Source organism: Kribbella sp. NBC_01505 (genome assembly GCF_045040285.1).
Lineage (GTDB): Bacteria > Actinomycetota > Actinomycetes > Propionibacteriales > Kribbellaceae > Kribbella.
Genome location: NZ_CP109425.1, coordinates 1360672 through 1380643, shown reverse-complemented (window position 1 = coordinate 1380643; position 19972 = coordinate 1360672). Strand labels below are relative to the sequence as shown.

General features: G+C 67.5%; 17 protein-coding genes and 3 tRNA genes. 15 read left to right on the top strand and 5 right to left on the bottom strand.

What is annotated here, in order from left to right:
* Positions 1–120: 120 nt before the first annotated feature.
* A complete protein-coding gene (locus OG474_RS06115; protein ID WP_405061215.1) occupies positions 121–1410 on the bottom strand; it encodes a zinc-dependent metalloprotease in 1290 nt (429 codons plus the stop codon).
* 122 nt (positions 1411–1532) lie between these two features.
* On the opposite strand from OG474_RS06115, the gene OG474_RS06110 reads away from it, so the two are divergent.
* From OG474_RS06110 to OG474_RS06090, 5 genes are read left to right on the top strand one after another with little or no spacing between them, the layout of a single operon-like run.
* A complete protein-coding gene (locus OG474_RS06110) occupies positions 1533–1958 on the top strand; it encodes a molybdenum cofactor biosynthesis protein MoaE (protein WP_405061214.1) in 426 nt (141 codons plus the stop codon).
* A gap of 30 nt (positions 1959–1988) precedes the next feature.
* Positions 1989–2342, top strand: coding sequence for a hypothetical protein (locus OG474_RS06105; protein ID WP_405061213.1), 354 nt, complete (start codon positions 1989–1991; stop codon positions 2340–2342).
* Positions 2339–3376, top strand: coding sequence for a PDZ domain-containing protein (locus OG474_RS06100; RefSeq protein WP_405061212.1), 1038 nt, complete (start codon positions 2339–2341; stop codon positions 3374–3376). Before OG474_RS06105 ends, OG474_RS06100 begins: the two co-directional genes overlap by 4 nt.
* A 43-nt stretch (positions 3377–3419) precedes the next feature.
* A complete protein-coding gene (locus OG474_RS06095; protein WP_405061211.1) occupies positions 3420–4037 on the top strand; it encodes a PPA1309 family protein in 618 nt (205 codons plus the stop codon).
* Positions 4034–7000: a UPF0182 family protein gene (locus OG474_RS06090; RefSeq protein WP_405061210.1), complete on the top strand. Its 2967-nt coding sequence runs from the start codon at positions 4034–4036 to the stop codon at positions 6998–7000. The genes OG474_RS06095 and OG474_RS06090 overlap by 4 nt, the downstream gene beginning before the upstream one ends.
* A gap of 105 nt (positions 7001–7105) precedes the next feature.
* On the opposite strand, the gene OG474_RS06085 is transcribed toward OG474_RS06090, so the two are convergent.
* Together OG474_RS06085 and OG474_RS06080 are read right to left on the bottom strand one after the other, a co-directional pair.
* Positions 7106–7678 (bottom strand): hypothetical protein, encoded by a 573-nt coding sequence (locus OG474_RS06085; RefSeq protein WP_405061209.1) that lies wholly within the window; start codon positions 7676–7678, stop codon positions 7106–7108.
* A 121-nt stretch (positions 7679–7799) separates the two neighbouring features.
* Positions 7800–8765: a GNAT family N-acetyltransferase gene (locus tag OG474_RS06080; RefSeq protein ID WP_405061208.1), complete on the bottom strand. Its 966-nt coding sequence runs from the start codon at positions 8763–8765 to the stop codon at positions 7800–7802.
* Between the two features lie 111 nt (positions 8766–8876).
* Here OG474_RS06080 and OG474_RS06075 point away from each other — a divergent pair.
* A tRNA-Met gene (locus tag OG474_RS06075) sits at positions 8877–8950 on the top strand.
* A 61-nt stretch (positions 8951–9011) separates the two neighbouring features.
* On the opposite strand, the gene OG474_RS06070 is transcribed toward OG474_RS06075, so the two are convergent.
* Positions 9012–9566 (bottom strand): GNAT family N-acetyltransferase, encoded by a 555-nt coding sequence (locus OG474_RS06070; protein ID WP_405061207.1) that lies wholly within the window; start codon positions 9564–9566, stop codon positions 9012–9014.
* Positions 9567–9653: 87 nt separating this feature from the next.
* Positions 9654–10028, bottom strand: a complete 375-nt coding sequence (locus tag OG474_RS06065) for a DUF4190 domain-containing protein (protein ID WP_405061206.1) — start codon at positions 10026–10028, stop codon at positions 9654–9656.
* A gap of 69 nt (positions 10029–10097) precedes the next feature.
* On the opposite strand from OG474_RS06065, the gene OG474_RS06060 reads away from it, so the two are divergent.
* From OG474_RS06060 to OG474_RS06020, 9 genes are all read left to right on the top strand, one after another.
* Positions 10098–10171: transfer RNA gene (locus tag OG474_RS06060), tRNA-Met, on the top strand.
* Between the two features lie 141 nt (positions 10172–10312).
* On the top strand, positions 10313–12733 hold the full coding sequence (locus tag OG474_RS06055) for a DUF6493 family protein (protein WP_405061205.1): 2421 nt from the start codon (positions 10313–10315) through the stop codon (positions 12731–12733).
* A gap of 9 nt (positions 12734–12742) precedes the next feature.
* Positions 12743–14104: an SWIM zinc finger family protein gene (locus OG474_RS06050; protein ID WP_405061204.1), complete on the top strand. Its 1362-nt coding sequence runs from the start codon at positions 12743–12745 to the stop codon at positions 14102–14104.
* Positions 14105–14188: 84 nt separating this feature from the next.
* Positions 14189–14262, top strand: a tRNA-Met gene (locus tag OG474_RS06045).
* A gap of 135 nt (positions 14263–14397) precedes the next feature.
* Complete coding sequence (gene tcuA / locus OG474_RS06040) at positions 14398–15846, top strand: FAD-dependent tricarballylate dehydrogenase TcuA (protein ID WP_405061203.1); 1449 nt, start codon at positions 14398–14400, stop codon at positions 15844–15846.
* Positions 15847–15950: 104 nt separating this feature from the next.
* Positions 15951–16187: an MbtH family protein gene (locus tag OG474_RS06035; RefSeq protein ID WP_405061202.1), complete on the top strand. Its 237-nt coding sequence runs from the start codon at positions 15951–15953 to the stop codon at positions 16185–16187.
* A 42-nt stretch (positions 16188–16229) separates the two neighbouring features.
* The gene (panD, locus tag OG474_RS06030) at positions 16230–16643 is read left to right on the top strand and encodes an aspartate 1-decarboxylase (RefSeq protein WP_405061201.1); all 414 of its coding nucleotides are present in this window, start codon (positions 16230–16232) and stop codon (positions 16641–16643) included.
* A gap of 61 nt (positions 16644–16704) precedes the next feature.
* Entirely contained in the window at positions 16705–17451 is a 747-nt protein-coding gene (dapB, locus tag OG474_RS06025) for a 4-hydroxy-tetrahydrodipicolinate reductase (protein WP_405061199.1), read from the top strand.
* Positions 17452–17497: 46 nt separating this feature from the next.
* Positions 17498–19972 carry an alpha/beta fold hydrolase gene (locus OG474_RS06020; protein WP_405061198.1) on the top strand — a complete coding sequence of 825 codons (2475 nt, stop codon included), beginning with the start codon at positions 17498–17500 and terminating at the stop codon, positions 19970–19972.

Genomic DNA, 19972 nt, shown 5'->3' with positions numbered 1-19972 from the left:
GTGCCCGCGTCCCGTGCCCGCGCCTGTGCCCCGTGCCCGCGTCCCGTGCCCGCGCCTGAGCCCCGTGCCCCGTCTCCGTGCCCGCGCCTGAGCGGTGTGCGGATCGGGGTGGGATGTTGCTTATTTGGGGTTGGGGGTGTCTTCGTCGTTGGGGGGTGGGTTGTCCAGGAAGTCGGTGATGTCGATGTCGGAGAGTTCGCCGGCGTGCTGGGCGAAGCCGATGGGGTCGTCCAGGTCGGCGGTGCTGGGGAGGAGGTCGGGGTGCGACCAGAGGTTGTCGCGGCCGTCGACGCCGCGAGCGTCGCGGACGGCGGCCCAGAGGTTCGCGGCGTCGCGGAGGCGGCGGGGGCGCAGTTGCAGGCCGACCAGCGTGGCGAACGTCTGCTCCGCGGGACCACCGGCGGCGCGACGTCGGCGTACCGTCTCGGCTAGCTGGATGGCGGCCGGCATCCGGTCCTTGGTCGCTTGCCGGACGACGTCGTCCACCCAGCCTTCGACGAGGGCGAGCGCGGTCTCGAGCCGGGCGAGTGCCACCTTCTGCTGCTCGGAGTCCTCGGGCTCGAACAGCCCGCCGGCGAGCGCCTCTTGCATGGCTTCCGGGTTCTGCGGGTCGATGTCGGCCATCGCACGCTCGATCTTGCCCCGGTCGACCTCGATCCCGGCCGCATAGTCCGCCACCGCGGCGAACAGGTGCTGCCGCAACCACGGCACACCTGCGAACAGCCGCTGGTGCGCGACCTCGCGCAGCGCGAGGTACAGCCGGACGTCCTCGTCCGCGAGCTCGAGCCCCTCGGAGAACTTCACGATGTTGTCCGGCAGCAGAACCGCCTGACCCGTCGGGCCGAGCGGCAGCCCGATGTCGGACGAGCTCACCACTTCACCCGCCAGCTCGCCGAGCGCCTGACCGACCTGAGCACCGAAGATCGAACCACCGAGCTGACGCAGCATCCCCGCCATCGGCCCCGCGAGCTGCTGGGCCTCGGCCGGCAGTGCGCCACCCATCGCCCCGGCGACGTGCTCGGCGACCGGGTCGACGACCGTCTGCCACACGGGCAGGGTGTTCTCGACCCACTCGGCGCGGCTCCAGGCCGCGGATGTCGTGGAGACCTCGGGGAGCGTGGTCGCCTCGTCCAGCCAGTGCTCGGCCAGCCGGACCGCGTCGGCGACCCGGTCGCTGTCGGTCGAGGTGATCGACCGGTCACCGGCGGCCGAGACAGTCTTGCGGGCGATGTCCTTGGCCAGGTCCCAGTTCACCGGCCTGCCGTCGGTCGAACCGCTCAGCAACTGCTGGACCTGCGCGAAGATCGCGTTCAGGTCCGGCGTGCCGCCCGCGCCGGCCGCACCGGAGAACTGCTGGAACATGGCCTCGAACGGAGTTCCCTTGAACGGGTTGTCCGGTTCGTCGCTCATCGGAGTGGCCTTCCTGTGCGGGTACGGCGTACAACTCCAACGTACTGGTTCCACCGGTCGGTTCCGCCCCCGGCGAACGGGGTGTGGTGAAGAGGTGTGGTGAACCAAGGGAGAATAGGGACATGAGCGACCCGATCAGGCTCCTGGACATCCGCGCGGAAGCGCTGTCCAGCGACGAGGTACTGGCCGCTGTGTCCGACCCCACAGCGGGCGGAACGGCGCTCTTCATCGGGACTGTGCGCAACCACGACCAGTCCAAGCCCGTGGATCGGCTCAGCTACGAGGCCCACCCGGACGCGCTGAAGCAGCTGCGACTGGTGGCCGAGCGGATCTGTGCGGACCCGGCGGTGACAGCTCTGGCCGCCGTTCATCGGATCGGCGACCTGCAGATCGGGGACGCCGCGGTTGTCGTGGCGGTCGCCGCCGCGCACCGGGACGTCGCGTTCGCCGCATGCCGGCAGCTGATCGACGAGCTCAAGGCCGAGGTCCCGATTTGGAAACACCAGCACTTCGCCGACGGTGCCAGCGAGTGGGTCGGCGCACACTGACCCGTACGCTGGGCGCATGAAGGTGGCCGGATGAAGGTTTTGGCGTGGCTGGCGTTCCCGCTGGCCGCCACAGTCCTGGCCATGGGCTGGGCCGCGTGGCGTGGGCGCAGCCGTGGTCCGCGCCGCTCCGGCGGGGCCTTCGCCTCGGTCGAGGACTTCCGCCGCTTCAGTGACGCCCTGGCCGCTCCCGGCCCGCAGGCCACTCCGCGCCGCCGCTCCTTCGCGGCCCGGCTGCTGGGCCGCGACGCGCGAGGCAACGCTTCGGACACGGCGGGGACGGTTGGTCCGGCACGGTCGTTGAGCTCGGCAGAGGGGCACGTCGGCAAGAAGCTCGGTTCGGCCGAGACGTTGGATTCCACCAAGACCGCAGGGCAGGGTTCGTGACACGTCGTACCGCAACGCTGGTCACCTCGATCGTCGTGCTCGTCATCTCGCTCGGACTGCTGACCGCCTTCCCCGTGCCGTTCGTGTCCTTCAGCCCGGGCCCGGTCAAGGACACCCTGGGGACGGCGAAGAACAAGCCTGTCGTCGAGGTCACCGGCTACGAGACGTTCCCGACCACCGGCCAGCTCGACCTGACCACGGTCTCGGTCACCTCGCCGAACCGGGAGCTCACGCTGCCGCAGGCGATGCGGAACTGGCTCGACCCGCACAACGACCTGTTCCCGCGCGACATCATCTATCCGCCGGACCAGAGCGCCGACGAGGTCGAGGAACAGAACACCGCCGAGATGACCGGCTCGCAGGACAGCGCGGTCGCCGCGGCGTTGCAGGCCGCGAAGGTGCCGTTCCACACGAAGGTCGCGACGGTCTCCAAGGGATCGCCGGCCGACGGCAAGCTGAAGCCCGGCGACGTCGTGCTGCAGGTCGACGGGCAGCCGATGACCCAGATCCCGCAGGTCGGCGACGCCGTCCGCAAGCACAAGGTCGGCGAGACCGTCACCTTCCTGATCCGCCGGGACAAGAAGGAACAGACCGTCCAGCTGAAGACCGCGGCCACCCCGGGCGAAGAGACCCGGCCGATGGTGGGCATCAGCATCGGCGTCGACTCCCAGGTCAAGGTGACCGTCAACCTCGGGCAGGACATCGGCGGCCCCAGCGCGGGGACGGCCTTCGCTCTGGCCATCTACGACAAGCTGACCCCCGGTCCGCTGCTGGCGGGCAAGCACGTCGCCGGCACCGGCACCATCGACGCGGTCGGTCAGGTCGGCGCGATCGGCGGCATCCAGCAGAAGATCGCCGGAGCCAAGGAGGACGGCGCCACGATCTTCCTGGTGCCCGCGCCGAACTGTGCGGCCGCGCTGCATGCCGATGTGAAGGGCATCCAGCTGGTCAAGATCAGCACGCTGGACGACGCGATCGCCGCCCTGACGGCGGTCAGCAGCGGGAAGGGCAATGCTCCCGGATGCACGTCCTGAGTGATCGAGAAGAATCTGCCGGCCGAAGGAGAGATCTGGCGGTATGGAATCCGTAGGCATGCTGCCCTCTGACGCGCTCAGCCGAGCGGTGATCGAGATCGAGAAGCACGTGAGCGGCGCGGGCTGGGACCAGCCCGCGCAGCTGTTCGCGCTGGTCCCCACCGAGGAGCTGCTCCGGGCCGAGCCCCAGCTGGCCGCCGAGCTGGGGGCCGACGACATGTCGCAGCCGCTGACTCCGGTGGCCCAGGGCGAGCTGCCCGGTGCACTCGAGGACGAGCATCTGGCCGACGCGCTGGCCCGGATCGAGTGGCCCGACGGCGTCAGCGGTTGTGCGCTCGCGATCGAGCGCATCGTTCTCCCGGCGGCCGCCGAGGCCGGACTGTCGAGCGCCGATGCCGACGCCGAGCTCGCCCGGATGGCAGGCAGTGATCCACGCCGCCACGAGGTCCGGATGGTCGCGGCCGTCCTGCGCGAAGGCGACCGCTTCGGCGCGGTCCGGCTGCGCTCCCACGACGAGGACAGCGCCGTACTGACCGGCACCGACTTGGTCCCCACGCTGTGCGAAGTACTGTCATTGACATTCGAACCCTCTCCCGGTGGTTTCGCGGGCGCGGGTCCTGGGGTCGGCGGCAGCAGTGACGACGAGGAGAATCGACCATGAGCGACGGCGTCTACGACATGCCGGACGAGCCGCGCCGGGCGCGAACACCGGGGCGGCGCCCCCGGGCGTTGCTCCCGACGATCGCGACCCTGATCGTGCTGCTGATCCTGTTCAGCGTCTTCACCGACGTCTGGACCACCCGCCTGTGGTATCGCTCGGTGGATCTCGGTTCGGTGTTCAGCACCGTCCTGGGCACCCGTGTGCTGCTGTTCGTCGCGGTCGGTGTGCTGATGGCGGCCGCGGTCGTCGCGAACGTGGTGGTCGCGTTCCGGACCCGGCCGCGGGTCGCGCTCGCACCGTCGCCGAGCCCCGGCTTCGAGCGCTACGGCGACCTGCTCCAGCAGCGCGGCAAGATCGCGATCGGAGTGGTCGCGGCGCTGATGCTGGTCTTCGGCGGTTCGGCCGCCTCGGGTGAGTGGAAAATCTTCCTGGCCTGGCGGAACCGGACCCCGTTCGGTGTCACCGACCAGCACTTCAACAAGGACATCGCGTTCTTCGTCTTCGACTACCCGTGGCTGCGCGTCCTGCTCGGCTTCGGCTACTCGATCGTGCTGCTCTCGCTGGTCGCCGCCATCATCACCCACTACCTGTACGGCGGCTTCCGCCCGTCCGCGAAGGGCCAGAAGGCCTCGGGTGCGGCGCAGGTGCAGTTCTCGGTTTTGCTGGGTCTGCTGGTCCTGCTGAAGGCCTTCAGCTACTGGCTCGACCGCTACGGCCTGACCACCGGCAAGACCCGGCTGTTCACCGGTATCTCCTACACCGGCGACAACGCAGTCCTGCCCAGTAAGGAGATCCTGGCCGTCATAGCGGTGCTGTGCGCCGGCCTGTTCTTCGCGAACGTCGTCCGCAAGACGTGGCTGCTGCCCGGGGTGGGCACGGTCGTGCTGATCCTGTCGGCGATCCTTCTCGGTGCACTCTGGCCGGCCGCGCTGCAGCAGTTGCGCGTCCGCCCGAGCGAGCCGGTCAAGGAAGCGCAGTACATCGACAAGAACATCGCCGCGACCCGGCAGGCCTACGGCCTCGAGGGCACCGAGGTGACCAACTACGAGGCGAAGACGACGGCGACGCCGTCGGAGCTGACTCAGGACGCCGAGGTGCTGCCCGGTATCCGTCTGATCGACCCGAGTGTTGTCGGCCCGACCTTCGAGCAGTTGCAGCAGGTGCGTGGTTTCTACTCGTTCCCGACCGATCTGGACGTCGACCGCTACAAGATCGGCAACAAGACCGCCGACACCGTGATCGCGGTCCGCGAGGTGCAGATCGACCGGCTGCCCGCCGGTCAGCGCAACTGGAACAACGACCACACCGTCTACACCCACGGCTACGGCGTGGTGGCTGCCAACGGCAACCAGCGCGCCGCCGACGGAACGCCGGTCTGGTCGGAGAAGGACCTGCCGCCGGTCGGTCAGCTCGGTGACTACGAGCCGCGGATCTACTTCGGCGAGCAGTCGCCGGACTACTCGATCGTCGGTGGCCCGAAGGGCGGTCAGGCGGTCGAGCTGGACACGCCGGAAGGCAAGGTCGGCGGCGACCCGACGCTGAACACGTATGAGGGCAAGGGCGGCGTCAGCATCGGCAGCTTCGGCAACCGGTTGCTCTACGCCACCAAGTTCCGCGACGCGAACCTGTTGCTGTCCAGCCGGGTGAACCCCGACTCGAAGATCCTCTACGACCGCACGCCGCGTCAGCGCGTCGAGAAGGCTGCCCCGTGGCTGACGCCGGACGGTGACCCGTACCCGGCGATCGTCGACGGTCAGGTCGTCTGGATCGTCGACGGCTACACCACCTCGGCGAACTATCCCTACGCGCAGAAGGTGGCGCTCGACGCCAGCACCCGGGACACCACCACCGGCCGGGGCACGATCGCGCAGCAGCCGAGCGAGGACATCAACTACATCCGGAACTCGGTCAAGGCGGTCGTCAACGCCTACGACGGCTCGGTCGAGCTGTATGCCTGGGACGAGAGCGACCCGGTGCTGAAGACCTGGATGAAGGCCTTCCCGAACACCGTCAAGCCACGCTCCGACATCTCGCCGGACCTGATGTCCCACCTGCGCTACCCGGAGGACATGTTCAAGGTCCAGCGCGACCTGCTGGCCAAGTACCACGTGACGGACTCGACCACCTGGTACCAGAACAGCGACCTGTGGCGCGTCCCGGCGGACCCGACGGCGGTCTCGACGAGCAGTGACTCGAGTGTTCAAAGCAACCAGCCTCCGTTCTATCTGTCGCTGCGGATGCCCGACCAGCCGGAACCGAAGTTCTCGCTGACATCGGTGTACGTGCCGAACGCGGAGCGGGAGAACCTCACCGCGTTCATGGCGGTCGATGCCGAGGCGACCTCGAAGGACTACGGAAAGTTCCGGATCCTCCGATTGCCCGGCAACGTGCAGATCCCCGGTCCTGGACAGGTCTTCAACAAGTTCCAGACCGACGAGGGGATCAGAACGGCGCTGCTCCCGCTCAACCAGCCGAACAGTGGTGCGCGAGCACAGTTCGGAAACCTGCTCACGCTGCCGCTCGGTGGTGGTCTGCTCTACGTGCAGCCCGTCTACTCGGTGCGGACCAGCGGTCCGGGTAGCTATCCGGTACTGCGCTACGTCCTGGTCTCCTTCGGTGATCGGGTCGCCTACGGATCGACTCTGCAAGAGGCGCTGACCAAGGTGTTCAACACCACCGTCGACACCGGTGAGGACCCGGGCGGCAAGCCGCCCACGAACCAGCCGCCGGCCAACCAGACGATCAAGCAGGCACTGGCCGAGGCCCAGGCGGCGTACACCGCCGCACAGGCCGCGCTGAAGGCCGGTGATCTGGCCGGCTACGCGCGGGAGATCGACAAGATGAAGGCAGCGGTCGACCGGGCCGCGGCCGCCGGTTCTGCCCCGACGCCGACACCGACGCCGACACCCTCGGCAACGCCGTCGAGCACACCGACCAGTCCGCCGACGTCACCCACAGGCTGACCTTCGCGCGGTAAGGCTCACGAGGGCGGTGACACCGGCTACGGCCGGGGTCGCCGCCCTTTTAGTTGCCTACGACACCGATCCGTCGTTGCCCAAGGCGCCGGATCAGCTCTCCGGGTGGAAGCCCGTGGCCGTCCCGATCAGGTCGTCCTCGGTGAACCGGGCGCGGTCGAGCGAGACCTCCGCGGCCAGCCCGGGGGAGACGAAGTAGAACACCTCGTCCGCCGCGGCGAGGCCGTCGTACTCGCCGATCTTGACCGGCCGCAGCTCCCAGGCGACTGGATCCTTCTCCTCGTACTCGACGAGGAAGGTCTTCAGCGCCTCGAGATCGGTGAGCTTCGCACCGCGCAGGGTCTTGACGGTCAGGTCGACCTTGAACGCGCCCTCGGGATCCGGTCCGGTCTCCCAGACCCGGCTGTGGAAGACCACGTCCTCCCACTCGTACTCGAAGTCGCTCGGCGTCCCGATGCCGCCGGGGAGATGCTCGATCACGAAGCCGTCCACGGTGCGTGCCCTTTGCTCGATCGATGGTGGGGCCGCGGTGTGCGGCGCCGAGGATCCGACGGCCGCCGCGGTGGCGGTCGTCCAGACACCCAAGGATGCGAGGACCACCGCAGTCCCGCTCACAATACGGCTCAGCTGTGGCACGACTCGGGAACGAACCGACGATCGCAACATGATTGCCTCCTGGGTCACCTCGGCGCCGCACTCCTTCGCGTGGCGCCTCTTGCCCAAGAAGATGCACTGCTCGCGGTCCATCGCGACCGCCGATTCCAGATCTGTGGACAACTCGGCGGGATCAGTACCCGATCAGGCGGTGCAAACGGTGGAAGGTCCGCTCGAAGCCGAGCGCCGGCCAGGCCCGCGACGACAGCAGGTTCGTCACCCGCCAGTCGGTCACGACCGACACGTAGCCGACCTCGGCCGACCAGTTCAGCACAGCTTCGCCCAAGGCCCGCCCGGCGCCCAGGCCGCGGGCCTCGGGAAACACCGAGGCGAACGAGAGGAAGCCTGCGTTGTCCGGCTGCGACAGACCGCTGTGCGTGCTGCCCTTCTCGATCGACGTACCCACCGACGATCCGATCACCTGACCGTTGCTCTCGGCCACAAAAGTGACGTAGTCCGGATCGTCGAAGTCCTCTTCCCACTCGTCCAGAGCCTCCTGCAGTGTCGGGAGCGTGCCGGCGGAGAACACCGGCGACAGACCTTGATGCTGCGGCAACGCGAGCTCCAGCCGCGCGAGAGCGGGGAGATCATCACGAACAGCACGCCGTACGGTCAACCCGGAAGGCGCCGGAATCGGTGTCTCGGGAACGGGCCGGATCGCGTGTGCCTGCTGCGACCCGAAGGCGAGCCGGAACCACGCGTCGAGCAGTTCGGCGTCGTCCGGAACGAGCGTGTAGTGCGCGATCCGTCCGTCCTCGACCCACTTGGTCGCGGCCGCGCCGTACAGGTCTCTGATGTGCTCAGCCTGCCGCACCGCATGCCCGGCCGCCTCCACCCAGATGTTCGGCCCCCACACCGGTGACTTCTTCGGGGCCCCGAGCAGGTAGCCGGTCACCTCGGCGCCGTCACGCAGCACAGCGCCCGATGCGCCGTCGGATTCCCAGATGGCCGTCACCTCGGCGAGCGCGCGCTGCGGATCCTCGTAGCGCGCCGACAGCAAGGGCTGCCGCTTGCGATGATCTCGATGCCGCTCCGCCAAGAGGCCTGCCGCTGCCTGCAGATCCGTTGCTTCGAACGGTCGGATGTCGAGTCGGTACATGCCTGGACGGTACGCCGAGCAGCCGCCCGCGCGACACGGCTTTTCGGGCAACCAATAACTGATTTGGTTGCGCACCGGCCTTCCCCTAGACTTCTACTTGTAAGGAAGCGGCGCGGGGTGGAGCAGCTCGGTAGCTCGCTGGGCTCATAACCCAGAGGTCGCAGGTTCAAATCCTGCCCCCGCTACTTTCACGAAGGCCCTCTCATCAGGAAGTGCTGATGAGAGGGCCTTCTGCTTTCCCGAGGTTCAGTTCGGGAGGTCGCTGCGAAGAATGCTGTACGAGACCATGTCGTGGTAAGTGCCGCTGCGGAACTGGGCGCCTCTGAGGATTCCTTCACGGACGAACCCGGCTTTCTCCAGGGCGCGCTGCTCGGCGATGTTCAGGATGTTGGTCTGAGCATCGATCCGATGCACCTCGGTATGGTCGAACAGGTACTCGACCAGGAGTCGCTGGGCGCGGGTGCCGATCCCCATGCCCTGTACTTCGGGCGCCAGGCCGATGCCGATGTTCCAGCCGCGGTTCAGCGGGCCGAAGGGTGTCGAGCGCCAGCTGACAAATCCTACGGACTCCTCGCCCCGTAGGACCATCAGCCTGCCCGAATCCGCGCTGAGCAGTCCGTCCTGTGCCCACTGGCGCTGGGTCCGGGCGGGATCGGTGAACCCGAACCATTCGAAGGCGGAGCCGGTCGCGGGCCAGGTGTTGTGCAGACGCGCAAGGAGCGCGAGGTCGGCTGCTGTTACCGGATGCAGCCGAATGTCGTTCTGCCTACCAGGCGCCTCAGCAGGTTGTGCGTCCGTCACTGCGTCCTCAGCTCATTCCGAATTGTCGTGAATCGGGCCCAGCCGCGATCTTACGGACGTAAGGCTATTTGCTGGTGCAAGCCCGGTTCAGTTCAGCTTGTCGATCAGCAGGGTGAGCCCGACGACCAGGCCGAAGTACGCGAGGACGGCGAGGAGGTTGACGACAAGCATCAACCAGCCGGTGACGAGCCCGGCCAAGGCCATCCACCGGCCCCGGCCGTCGAGGCGTTGAGCCCGGCGGCGGCCGAGGTGGCCGGCGACGATGGCCACCAGGGCGCAGCAGGCGCTCAGCAACCCGGCGGCGGGTAGATAGAGGTAGTTGACAACCGTCACCACACCGAAGAACGCGGCAAACCCACTCACCTCCGATGGGCGGTTCCGTCGACCTTCGGTAGCGGCCAACGGAGTCATCTGCTCGCTCACGTGCACTCCAGACAGTTCGGCGACCAGCAAGGATCCCATGAGGTCTCGACAGGGGCCGAGATGGTTGCGCACCGGCCTTCCCCTAGACTTCTACTTGTAAGGAAGCGGCGCGGGGTGGAGCAGCTCGGTAGCTCGCTGGGCTCATAACCCAGAGGTCGCAGGTTCAAATCCTGCCCCCGCTACTAGAAGGAGCCCCCGATCAGATGAAGATCTGGTCGGGGGCTTCGTCATGCGTGGCGGCTCGAGCCGGTGGCTTGAGCTTGTCGGGACACGGGATACTCAAGGCCACGGCGGGGGAGGGCTTCGCCAGGTCAGGAGAACCGATGGGCGAGCTGCCGCCGTACACCTCGCTCGTCGGCGTGACGCCGGCAACGCTCTTCGGGCTGCTCGCCTCCGGCGCCGATGAGGCGCTGAATGCCACCTACGAGTTCGCCTGGCAGAAGGACCATGCGCTGCTCGACGTGATCGACCGGGCGCTGGCGGCGGTCGCCGCCGGTAGCAGCGCCGCCGGCGCTTCGAAGCCGCGGTGGCTGGATGGGCTGGTCACCCGAGAGTTGCGCGAGGCATCCACAACGTCCTGGTCACGCGAGCGCTTCCTGCGAGTTCGTCTGCTGGAGCGGCTCGGGCTGGTCCAACCCGATGTGGACGAGACCTATGTGCTGGCCATGGTCAGCGGGCTCGGCTCAGACAAGCCCGACAAGCTGCGCGCCGACCCTGACCTGGTCGAGCGCGCCCTGTGGCGGGTTTTCGAGGTCGAAGGCGGCGGGGAAGTCAGCCTGACCAACGTCGATCGCTTCGGCAGAGACGACTGGCGTAAGACCTTTCTGGAGCTGACCTCGGACCGAACTCTCGACCGTGCCCAAGTCATCGCCGCCTGTCTACATGCCCTGGGCAGGGACTTCGCCATCTACCGGGCGAGTTGGTATTCGGCCACTTACCTGGCGTTGGAGCCCACCGCCGAGGAGACTGCCGGCTCGCAGACGGATCTGCGTCGATTGCTCAGCTCCGCTGCTCCATCCACAGTCGCGTTCGCCCTCAAGCAACTGGCCCGAGTCCAGAAGGCGGGCCTTCTCGACATCGAGGCAACCCTCGAGGCTCTACCGCCCGTCACTCTTGTGAAGGCCAAGGGGACAGCGGTTGCTGCCCTCGCACTGGCCCGCGTCGGACGAGCCGAATTCTCCGGCTCGGTTGGCGTGGTGGCGCGCGCTGCGCTTGGACACCCGCATTCTGACGTCCAGCGAGCAGCCGCCAAGCTCCTCGCCGACCTCGGCGAAGCCGACGGGGTACTGGCTGCCGTGGAAGATCTCACCCCAAGTGTGCGGCACGAGCTCGGACTGCAGGCCGAGGCCGGACAGGAGAACGAGGTTCCACATGCTCAGAGCCTGGCGCCAGTACCGGCGCCCGTCTCGACAACCGACTTGGCCGAGCGTGCGGCTGCACTGCTGGAGGATGCGTCGGACGCAGGTGAACTCGAAGCGGTCCTGGCCTGCCTAGCCACAGGCGGAGCCGAGGACGTACTCGAACCTTTGAGAAAGCGGGCCAAGGCCGTCGTCGCGCGAGGCCCACGAACAGACCTCGGCGACTCGTGGTTGCCCGGCCAAGTGGCACGACTCGTCCTGGACGTCCTTGGCGACCCGGCCCCGCCCGCGGTCCCGGACCACCCGGCCCAGCGATTCGTCGCGCGACGGATATCCGAAGTCCGCACCTCCGGCGCCCCGTTGCTGGCTACCCCCGACCTTCCGGGTGGCTGGGTCAGGCCCATGGCTTTCGTCGAACGCCTGACTCAGAACCCCAACCCGCGGCACCATGACCTCATCGCAGGGCTGCTCCGCCTCGCCCTCGACGGACGCGAAGCGGCCGCTCGCGCCGCCGGCAGTCTGCCGGCCGCGGTCCGCTTCGCACTGGATGGTGTGGAACCGACCCGGCGGGAGGGACCCGCAGCATGGTGGATCGCCGCCGAACGCTCTCGGATGCCCTACCGCGCCGATGCTCCGCAACTGAGTGGTGAGATCAAAACGCACACCTGGCAGGAGAACGGACGCGACCGCCGGTCTTGGTACGCCAGGTTCGCCATCACCACCGCAAACACCGACCGGCCCACCGACGACCAGCCGACCGAGCTGAAGGCCCAACCCTCCGACCGGAGGGGCGGCGCCGCCGGCCGGTTTCTCGGCGACTGGATCCCGACCCTGGCGGCCATCTGGCCTCACGACGCCGAACACTTTCTGTCCCTTACCTGCCTGCCCGTCCTGGAGTCCCCGAATTGGACCGAGACCACCCACGACGTGCCACGAACCCTCGATGCCCTGGCACGACACTCCGGCCGCATGGGAGAGCTGGCAGCAGCCACACTCGCGGCCGGCATCTCGGCAACACAGCGAGACCACCGGCTCCACGCCGTCGACGCCTTCCTCGACCTGGTGGTGTCCGGTCGCATCCCAGTTGATGAGGTGGCCTCGGTCATGGCGCGCTACGCCGAGGCATGGCCGGCCAACCGATGGGTGGAGTCTCTGGCATCTGTGGCCCGGGCGCCCGGAGGCGCTGCCGTGACGGTGGACCTGCTGACCCATCTCCTGCCGCATCTGTCCGCCGACCATCACGGCCTCAACAAGCTTCTCGACCTGCTCCGGGACGAACTGATCCGTCTGGACCGTCGGGTTACCGATCCGGCGTTGGCGCAGTGGCTCGGCGGTTTCGCGGGGAGTTCGGCTGCAGCCAAGACCGCGCGGCTCCTGCTCGGATAGGTTTCGACCATGGCCGCAACCACCGAGGAGCAGACGTACAGCTATGTCCGCCCTTCGACGCTGACCTTCGGTGACGGACGGGCCGACATGATGCTCGCCACCAGCGGGGGCCGCACCGCAACCGGCCACGCCGCGCACCCTGTCTTCTTCGATGGCTTCCTCGGACACCCCGAGCAATCCGCAGCCGCGTTGCTCGCGGTGGCCAAGGTCGCTCGCACCCGCTTCTACACGCCACCCGGGATGGTCGCCGCGATCCTGCGAGCGGCTGACCCGGTCGTCACCAGCAACGGCGATCGGCTCCGGTTCGAGAGCTTCTCGGCGTGTTGTGGTGTCTACGCCCGGTACGACGCGCTGCCAGGAAGCCTCGACGGCGCGCTGCTCGACACCGGGACGACCAACGTCGACTTCAACCCGCCGATGCGCGACGCACTCGCCCGCGTCGGTGACCTCGAACCGCTCCACCTCCAAGTCGGTGAGGACGTCATCGTCCGCACCCTCGACGCAGAGGTCGTGGAGAAGAGGGTCCCGCTTCCCGAGCGCTGGCTCAAGGGCTTCGCCGAGGTTCAGCTCGCCGTCGCCACGGTCACCCCGGCCTTCGACGTCGCTGCCTCCGAAGCCAGACGATTCATCCGAAGCCTGCCGAGTGCCGGCAGCCGCAAGGCGGTCTGGGTGGTCCCGGCGGGCCGCGGCCTGCGCATCACCACGCGCCCGGCACCCGACGCCGTATCACTGTCAGGGCCCGAGCGTCTCAAGCCACTCGAACCGCTGCTCAGGTTCGCCCGATCCCTCCGTGCGTACGCCGCTCCACACGACCCGCAAGGCGCGACCGGAGTCTGGGAACTCCAGCTCGACGACGCTCGACTCGTGCTCGCCCTCAGCCCCGAATCCAGCAGAGGCTTCTCCGGCGAAGGGGGAGTGCTCTGGGACCTGGCCGACGAGCAATCGGCCGACGATGCGGACCTCGTCTCGGCCATGCTGGCTTTCGAACCACGGATCGACATTCCACGACTCTCCGCCGAATCGGGCCTCGCGGCGGAGCGCGTCACGCGCGCGCTCGGACGCCTCGGCGCAGCCGGCAGAGTCGGGTACGACGCGGCCGAGGGCGCCTACTTCCACCGCGAACTGCCCTATGACGCGGAGCGCCTTGCCACCATGCACCCCCGCCTGCGCGATGCGACCGCCTTGGTCGACGCGGGCGCCGTACGCCTCGAAGGCGACACCGCCTACGTTCGCAGCGGCGACACCGAGCACGTCGTGCGCCGCACGGCCGACGGCGACCGGTGCACCTGCCCCTGGTACGGCAAACACAAGGGCAGTCGAGGTCCTTGCAAACATGTCCTCGCAGCCGACCTGATGAGGCGCGGTTCATGACGGGCTTCGTCGTTCGGATCGCCGTCAGGACCGGATTTGGTTGCGCACCGGGCATCGCCTAGACTTACGAACGTAAGGAAGCGGCGCGGGGTGGAGCAGCTCGGTAGCTCGCTGGGCTCATAACCCAGAGGTCGCAGGTTCAAATCCTGCCCCCGCTACTTTCACGAAAGCCCGGACCATCAGGTCCGGGCTTTCGTCTTTTCCCCGTGGCGGCAGTGGGCCAGAACACGTCCTCCAATTTAGGCAAGGCTAAGCTAAGGGTCGCCGGTTGGGTGTTGGAGGGGGATGTGGACATGCGCGGTCCGGACGTTGTGGTGGTGGGCGGCGGGAACGCTGGTTACTGCGCGGCCCATGCGGCGGCCGAGCGTGGGCGGCGCGTTGTGTTGCTGGAGAAGGCGCCGCGGGCGCACGCCGGTGGGAACAGCTATTACACGCTGGGTTCGACTCGGATGGTGCACGACGGGCTCGATGACCTGATCGAGGTGCTCGAGCCTGATGAGCGGCACGCGCGGACCGAGGTCCCGCCGTACTCGGCGGTCGAGTTCCTGGCTGATCTGGAGCGGGTCACCGAAGGGCGCGGTGACAAGGAGCTTGCCGAGGCTGTCGTCGAAGGCTCTCGTGACGCTGTCCGTTGGCTGCATGCCTTGGGACTGCGATTCCAGTTGATGTACGAGCGGCAAGCTCACGAGGGACCCGATGGGACCTTCTTGTTCTGGGGTGGATCGCATGTGAGCAACGTCGATGGCGGGCCCGGGCTGATGTCGGTCCATGAGCAGGTCGCGGCACGACTCGGAGTCGAGGTGCGTTACGACTGCTCGGTCACTGGGCTGATGACTGAAGGTGGTTCGGTCGTTGGCGTTCGAATAGGTAACGAGGATCTGCCGGCGGAGTCGGTGGTGATCGCCAGTGGCGGGTTCGAGGCGAATGCGGAATGGCGTCAGCGTTACCTGGGAGACGGTTGGCAGCACGCGAAGGTGCGTGGCACGCCGTACAACACTGGTGACCTGATCAGTGCGGCGCTGGAGATCGGTGCGGATCGTGGCGGCGACTGGTCGACCTGCCACAGTGTTCCGTGGGACGGGTCGTTTCCCGAGAACGAGAGCAATCGTGCCTTGACGAACCGGCTCAGCCGGTACGGGTATCCGCTCGGCATCGTGGTCAATCGCCGGGGGGAACGCTTCCTCGACGAAGGTGCGGACTTTCGCAACTACACGTACGCGAAGTACGGCAAGGTGATCCTCGAACAGCCGGGTTCGGTGGCGTTCCAGGTCTTCGATGCGAAGTCGCGCTCGATGCTGGGGGCGTACGAGTACGAGATGCCCGGGATCATCCCGCTGGTCGCCGACAGTCTCGAAGAGCTTGCCGCGGCCATGGGCGTCGACGTCGATGGATTCGTGCAGACGGTCCGGGAGTTCAACTCCTCGATCGACACCAGTCGTCCGCTCGATCCGACGATCAAGGACGGCCGCAGCGCGTCGGTGGATCCCGTCAAGAGCAACTGGGCCTCGGCGATCGAGGGGCCGCCGTACTACGCGTATCCGGTGACCTGTGGCATCAGCTTCACCTTCGGTGGTCTTCGCGGTGACGTTGACGGCCGGGTGCTTGATCGGTCGGGGGAGCTCATCCCTGGGCTTTTTGCGTGCGGTGAAACGCTCGGCGGGCTCTTCAGCGGGAACTACCCGACAGGTGCCGGCCTGACCGCGGGCATGGTGATCGGGCGGCGCGCGGGCTCGCTCGCCTGAGTGGCGATCGGCCCGCCGAGACTTAAGTGAGGCTTGCCTAAGTTGGTGCTATCGTCCCTGCTGTCCGCGCCGCGGGGATCCAGGAACAGCGAGGAGCAGTACTGATGGCCCAGAACCCGTTCGACGACGACAACGGTTCGTTCTACGCGCTGGTCAATGGCGAGGAGCAGCACTCGTTGTGGCCGACGTTCAAGCCGGTCCCGGCCGGTTGGAGCATCGCGTACGGCGAATCCGGCGGCAGGCCGCGCCAGGAAGTGCTCGACTGGATCGACCGGCACTGGACCGATATCCGGCCGAAGTCACTCCGCGATCACATCGCGCGGTACGAGACGCACAACTGAATCCCGCAGCACCCACGCCATCCAACATCTAAGGAGCCGGACATGCTTCGCGAGGTCCTGGGCGGAAAGATCCACCGCGCCACTGTCACCCAGGCGGACCTGCACTACGTGGGTTCGCTGACGCTCGATGTAGATCTCGCGCGGGCCGCGGGCCTGATCGAGGGCGAGAAGGTGCAGGTTGTCGACATCACCAACGGGGCCCGTCTCGAGACCTACATCATCAACGGGCCCGCCGGCGGCGGTGAGATCTGCATCAACGGTGCGGCGGCCCATCTGATCCACCCCGGCGACCTGGTGATCATCATGTCGTTCCTGCTGGCCGAGGACGCCGAACTGGTCGGCTACGAGCCCAAGGTCGTCCACGTCGACGGCCGCAACCGCATTATTGCCTTGGGCAACGACCTCGCCGAGCCGGTGCCCGGGGCGGACGATCAGCTGTCTTCGCGCCTGGCCTGAGCCGGCCTGGTGAGATCCAGGACACTGGAACCGGGCGACGAAGTTAGGTTAGGCTATCCATATGAGTCGAATTGCTGTGGTGGGGGCGCGCGGGCGCATGGGTGTGGCGTCGGTCCGCGCGATCGAGGCCAGCTCCGATCTGACCGTGGTCGCCGAGATCGACATCGACGACGACGTGCAGGACATCGTCGACCAGAACGCCGATGTCGTGCTCGTGTTCTCGCCGCCGGATGTCGCCCACGAGCAGGTCCAGTGGTGCATCAAGCAAGGGCTTCACGTGGTGGTGGGGACGTCCGGCTTCGACGAGCGGGCGGTGGATCAGATCCGCGACGCGCTGGTCGACCATGACGACGTCAGCGTGTTCGTCGTGCCGAACTTCTCGGTCAGTGCGGTGCTGATGACCAAGTTCGCCACCCAGGCCGCCCCGTTCTTCGAGTCCGTCGAGATCATCGAGATGCACCACCCCGGCAAGGTGGACGCGCCCTCGGGAACGGCGCAGCACACGGCCGAGCTGATCGGTCGCGCTCGCGCCGAAGCGGGCTGCGCCCCGTCACCCGATGCCACCTACCTCGACCCGCATGGGGTGCGCGGCGGGCGGATCGAGGGAGTCAGTGTGCACGCGGTCCGGGTCCGCGGGTTCATGTCGTCGCAAGAGGTGCTGTTCGGTGTCGACGGCGAAATCCTCAGGCTGCGCTACGACTCGGTCACCCGCGAGTCCCTGATGCCGGGTGTGCTCACCTCGCTTCGCGCCGTACCGACTCTCACCGGAGTGACGGTCGGCCTCGAAGCCGTACTGAACCTGGGCTGACCCGAAGCAACGACAGGCATCAGCCTGCTGTGAAGAGAGAGTGCTGATGCCTGTACTCGCGGTCGGCGACCTGGATCTGCGGTACGACGTGGTCGGCGTCGGCGAGCTCGTCGTACTCGTGATGGGCACCGGCGCGAAGGGCAACGTGTGGACCTTGCGCCAGGTCCCGGCGCTGGTCGCCGCCGGATACCGGGTGGTGACCTTCGACGCCCGCGGGATCAGCCCGCTGCCTCGGCAGGCGGGCACTGACTTTCCTCAGCTGACGATGGACGAGCTGGTCGACGACGTCGCGCAACTGATCGAGCACCTCGGTGGACCCGCGCACGTCGTCGGAACGTCATTGGGCGCACGCGTCGTACAGGAGTTGGCGCTGAGTCGCCCGGAGCTCGTGCGGCGAGTAGTGGCGATGGCGGGGCACGGGCGCCTCGACGAGGTGACCCGGCGCCTGACCGCCGGCAAGCGACAGCTGTTCGACGCATCCGTGGCGTTGCCGGCCGAGTACAAGGCCGCGATCGACGCGATCGTGAACCTGTCGCCCGCGACCTTGAGCGATACCGCCAAGGCGCGGGACTGGCTCGACGTACTGGCCTACTCGGCGGGACCGATGGATCCCGGTGAGCGCGGTCAGCTCGAGGTGTCCGCCCAGCTCGAGAACCGGCTCGCGGCGTACGGCGCGATCGCGAGGCCACTGCTCGTTGTGGGCTTCGCCGACGACCGGGTGGTCCCGGCCTACCTGTGCCGTGAGGTTGCCGATGCGGTGCCGGGCGCGCAGTACGTCGAGATTCCCGACGCCGGCCACTTCGGCTACCTCGAGCAGCCGGAGAAGGTCAACCAGTTGATCCTCGACTTCCTCGCCGAGCGGTCCGCACGCACTCACCCCTCGAAAGGGAAACAAATGAGCATCGAACCGCTGGCTCTTGACGGGGTCGTCCCGTTTCCGCCGGAGACGGTAGCCAAGTACCTCGCCGAGGGACACTGGCGCGATCAGACGCTTCCCGAGCTGCTGTTCGCCACCGCGGAGCGCTTTCCCGACAAGCTCGCTGTCATCGACCGCAAGGCCGAGTTGAGCTATGCGCAGCTCACGGACGAGGTCCTGCGCCTCGCGGCCGGCCTGCAGGACCTCGGGCTGAATCGTGGCGACCGGGTGGTCGTCCATCTGCCCAACATCTACGAGTACATCGTCTTCGTCTTCGCCTTGTGGGAGCTCGGGGCGGTTCCCGTCGTCGCTCCCATCGCGCACCGCCGTGCCGAGATCGAGCACTTCATCGAGATCGCCGAGGCGCGGGCCTACATCACGGTCGCGTCGGACAGTGGCACCGATCTCGCGGCGATGGCTGCCGAGCTGAAGCAGCGCTGGCCTCAGCTGGAGCACACCGTCGTACTCGAACGTGACGGCGGCGGTGCTGAGTACGAGGCGTTGCAGTCGAAGGGATCGCTCGAGCACGCGCGCCGGTGCAGCCCGCAGGACGTCGCGTTGTTGCAGATGTCAGGCGGTACGACGGGTGTTCCGAAGCTGATGCCGCATACGCATCAGACGTACGGCTACGCGCTGCGGAGAAGCGTGGGGGAACGAGGCATCACCGAGCGCACCGTGCATCTGCTGGTGATCCCGATCTGCCACAGCATGTCGACGCGTTCGCCCGGATTCCTCGGTGCGTTCAGCGTGGGCGCCACCATCGTGATCGCACCGAACGGCAGCCCCGATACGGCGTTCCCGCTGATCGAGAAGCACGGGGTCACCCGCGTTTCGCTGGTCCCGCCGATCCTGCTGGCCTGGCTGAACTCTTCGCTCCGCAAGTCCTATGACCTGTCCAGCCTGAAGGTCCTCATGTGCGGCGGCGCGAAATTGGTGGAAGCAGTGGCGAGCCGGGTCGAACCGGAGTTCGGCGTGCAGTTGTCGCAGAGCTTCGGGATGGGTGAGGGCCTGGTCGTCAGCAATCCTGCGGACGTCGATCGGGCCACCAGCGTGCGGTACCAGGGCCGGCCGGCCTCGGCGGCCGACGAGTGCCAGGTCATCGATGACGAGGGGAACGACGTGCCACCCGGCGCACCCGGTCACCTGCTGACGCGCGGACCGTCGGTGATTCGCGGCTACTACCGCAACCCTGAGCAGAACGCGCTGGCGTTCACCAGCGACGGTTTCTACCGCACCGGTGACATCGTCGAGCGGGACGAGCGCGGGTTCATGCGAGTCGTCGGCCGGTCGAAGGACCAGATCAACCGCGGCGGCGAGAAGATCGCGCCCGAGGAGCTGGAGAACGCGCTGCTCACGCATGCCGGCGTCCACAACGTCTCCGTCGTCGGCATCGATGACGACGTTCTCGGCGAACGGGTCAAGGCGTACCTGATTCCCCGGACGCCGGAGAGCGCGACCGAGCTGACCTTGGGCAAGCTGCGCCAGTTCCTGCGCGACAAGGGCCTCGCCACGTTCAAACTCCCCGATGTCGTGGAGGTCGTCGACGAGTTCCCGTACACCGCGGTCGGCAAGGTCAGCAAGCGCCTGCAGCGCGAGCTGAGCTAG